Here is a 1,535-nt window from a genome sequence, read left to right on the forward strand (position 1 = left end):
ACCTTTTTAACTAGGTTAAGTTAATAAGGGCGCACGGTGGATGCCTTGGCACTAGGAGCCGATGAAGGACGGTACGAACACCGATATGCTTCGGGGAGCTGTAAGTAAGCTGTGATCCGGAGATTTCCGAATGGGGGAACCCCTTATCCGTAATGGGATATGATCTTCCGCTGAATACATAGGCGGTTGAAGGCAGACCCAGGGAACTGAAACATCTAAGTACCTGGAGGAAGAGAAAGCAAATGCGATTCCCTGAGTAGCGGCGAGCGAAACGGGAACAGCCCAAACCGAAAGGCTTGCCTTTCGGGGTTGTAGGACACTCTATACGGAGTTACAAAGGAAGCGGTTAGACGAAGCGGTCTGGAAAGGCCCATCACAGAAGGTAACAATCCTGTAGTCGAAAGCTGTTTCTCTCCAGAGTGGATCCTGAGTACGGCGGAACACGTGAAATTCCGTCGGAATCCGGGAGGACCATCTCCCAAGGCTAAATACTCCCTAGTGACCGATAGTGAACCAGTACCGTGAGGGAAAGGTGAAAAGCACCCCGGAAGGGGAGTGAAATAGATCCTGAAACCGTGTGCCTACAAGTAGTCAGAGCCCGTTAACGGGTGATGGCGTGCCTTTTGTAGAATGAACCGGCGAGTTACGATTTGATGCAAGGTTAAGCGAAAGCGGAGCCGCAGCGAAAGCGAGTCTGAATAGGGCGTCGTAGTATCAGGTTGTAGACCCGAAACCAGGTGATCTACCCATGTCCAGGGTGAAGATGAGGTAACACTCATTGGAGGCCCGAACCCACGCACGTTGAAAAGTGCGGGGATGAGGTGTGGGTAGCGGAGAAATTCCAATCGAACCTGGAGATAGCTGGTTCTCTCCGAAATAGCTTTAGGGCTAGCCTCATGTAGTAAGAGTCTTGGAGGTAGAGCACTGTTTGGACTAGGGGCCCCCAACGGGTTACCGAATTCAGACAAACTCCGAATGCCAAAGACTTATCCATGGGAGTCAGACTGCGAGTGATAAGATCCGTAGTCGAAAGGGAAACAGCCCAGACCACCAGCTAAGGTCCCCAAGTAATCGTTAAGTGGAAAAGGATGTGGGGTTGCTTAGACAACCAGGATGTTGGCTTAGAAGCAGCCACCATTTAAAGAGTGCGTAATAGCTCACTGGTCGAGTGACCCTGCGCCGAAAATGTACCGGGGCTAAACGATTCACCGAAGCTGTGGATGAACCTCTTAGAGGTTCGTGGTAGGAGAGCGTTCTAAGCGCTGTGAAGTCAGACCGGAAGGACTGGTGGAGCACTTAGAAGTGAGAATGCCGGTATGAGTAGCGAAAGAAGAGTGAGAATCTCTTCCACCGAATGCCTAAGGTTTCCTGAGGAAGGCTCGTCCGCTCAGGGTTAGTCGGGACCTAAGCCGAGGCCGATAGGCGTAGGCGATGGACAACAGGTTGATATTCCTGTACCACCAACACATCGTTTGAGTAATGGGGGGACGCAGGAGGATAGGAGAGCACGCCGTTGGTTGCGCGTGTTTAAGCAG

Annotated in this window: 1 rRNA gene; it reads left to right on the top strand. The window is 51.7% G+C overall.

The features are described 5' to 3' along the window. Positions 1–13: 13 nt before the first annotated feature. Positions 14–1,535: ribosomal RNA gene (locus tag KP77_RS03575) — 23S ribosomal RNA — on the top strand; the annotation flags it as partial.

The organism is Jeotgalibacillus alimentarius, from assembly GCF_000829445.1.
Lineage (GTDB): Bacteria > Bacillota > Bacilli > Bacillales > Jeotgalibacillaceae > Jeotgalibacillus > Jeotgalibacillus alimentarius.